This is a genomic window from Streptomyces sp. NPDC006265 (assembly GCF_040613555.1).
Taxonomy (GTDB): Bacteria; Actinomycetota; Actinomycetes; order Streptomycetales; family Streptomycetaceae; genus Streptomyces.
In genome coordinates this window covers 1-1,356 of record NZ_JBEXSH010001422.1, presented here as the reverse complement: position 1 = coordinate 1,356, position 1,356 = coordinate 1, and the positions used below count along the sequence as shown (strand labels likewise).

3 protein-coding genes are annotated in these 1,356 nt (G+C 74.5%); all 3 read right to left on the bottom strand.

Annotated features, from left to right (window positions below):
- On the bottom strand, positions 1–471 hold a 471-nt coding region (locus ABZ281_RS49455; RefSeq protein WP_356665407.1), incomplete at its 3' end, for a hypothetical protein.
- Between the two features lie 98 nt (positions 472–569).
- Positions 570–857, bottom strand: a complete 288-nt coding sequence (locus tag ABZ281_RS49450) for a hypothetical protein (RefSeq protein ID WP_356665405.1) — start codon at positions 855–857, stop codon at positions 570–572.
- 4 nt (positions 858–861) lie between these two features.
- Positions 862–1,356 (bottom strand): hypothetical protein (locus ABZ281_RS49445; RefSeq protein ID WP_356665403.1); only part of this gene is annotated, 495 nt, incomplete at its 5' end.

Sequence of the window (1,356 nt, the reverse complement as noted above, 5' to 3'; positions counted from 1 at the left end):
GGCGCGCAGACGGCGCTGGCTGTCGCAGTCGGGCCAGCCGCTGTCGTGCGGGAAGCGGCCTCCGGTGGCGCGCAGGTCGGTGAGGACCTGCAGTAGGTCGCGCTCGCCGTCCAGGACGGTGTCGACGTAGCCGTTTCCGCAGGTGCAGGGCGCGATGAGGGTGAGGACGTCCTGCTCCTGGTCGACGTCGACGGTGTGGTGCAGCCACAGGCCGCCGTCCAGGTAGGCGACGGCGCACGGCTCCAGCACGGCCCCCGGCACGGCAGGCCGGCCGGACCAGTCGTCGTCGTCCAGGGCCTTGCCGAGGGTGTCGGGGTAGGCGTTCCAGACGTGGTCCAGGGCCGCCGTCTCCGCGTTGTCGCGCTGTTCGTCCTCGCCCTGCAGGCCGATCTCCAGGGCGATGTCGAAGAGGAGGGCGAGCGGTGAGTCCGCGCCGACGGCGGCGGTGGGCGGGGTGAGGGTCTCGGTCATGTGCGGCTCCTTCGGGGTTGCGGAGCGACCGGGCTGTCCGGTCCTCCGCACCGCCCCGGCCAGTGCTTGTCGGCTGGTCGGGGCGGCACGGGGATCCGTCAGAACGGGGGTTCGTCGCAGGGGACGGTGGGGCGCGGCAGGAGCCGGAGCGTCAGCTCGCGCCGCTCTGCCCAGCAGCCGCACGGCTCCATCTCCGGATTCGCGCCGCCAACCCACCGGCCGCCCGCGCCCCGGCAGTCGGGGCAGGAGCGGCGGGCGACGGGGGCGAGGTGGATGCGGTGCCGGTCGGCGTACAGCTCCCAGTGGCCGGCCTTGAGAAGAACGGCGGCCGTAGCGACCGTGACGGGCACGGCGGCCGCGACCAGCGCGGCGGTTCGGACGCGCACCGTGTCAGGGCCGGTCGAAGGGCTGGACGGTGAAGCAGGTGCCCTGCCCGGAGCTGGCGGGCGTCGCGGTGAGGAAGCCTGGGTCGGTGTGCGCGATGTCGCTCAACACCGTCTTGATCCACTCGGTGGGGCGTTGGATGTCGATGCGGAGCACGGTGAAGTCGGACAGGCGCACCTGGTAGGGAGCCGCGCCGTAGCGGCGGGCCCACAGCCGGGTGCGGATCAGCTTCGCGGCCTCGGCGTCGGTGGGCTGGGCGGGGATGCCGCGCGGCACCGCCCGGCAGGCCGTGGCGTGCGCGTTGGCGGCCTGGGCGGCGTCCGGCTCCGTCATCACGTTGCCGGAGGCGTTGCGGTCCGCGCGGTAGGTGCAGCCCAGGCAGGCCGCGGCGTAGCGCGCGGTGCCCCGGTCGGTGTCGGCGGTGTAGACGAGGACGGTCGCGCCCTCCAGCGCCCGGTAGCGCTGGGAGACGAGCGTGCCCTGCGGCGTCCAGGTCTCGGG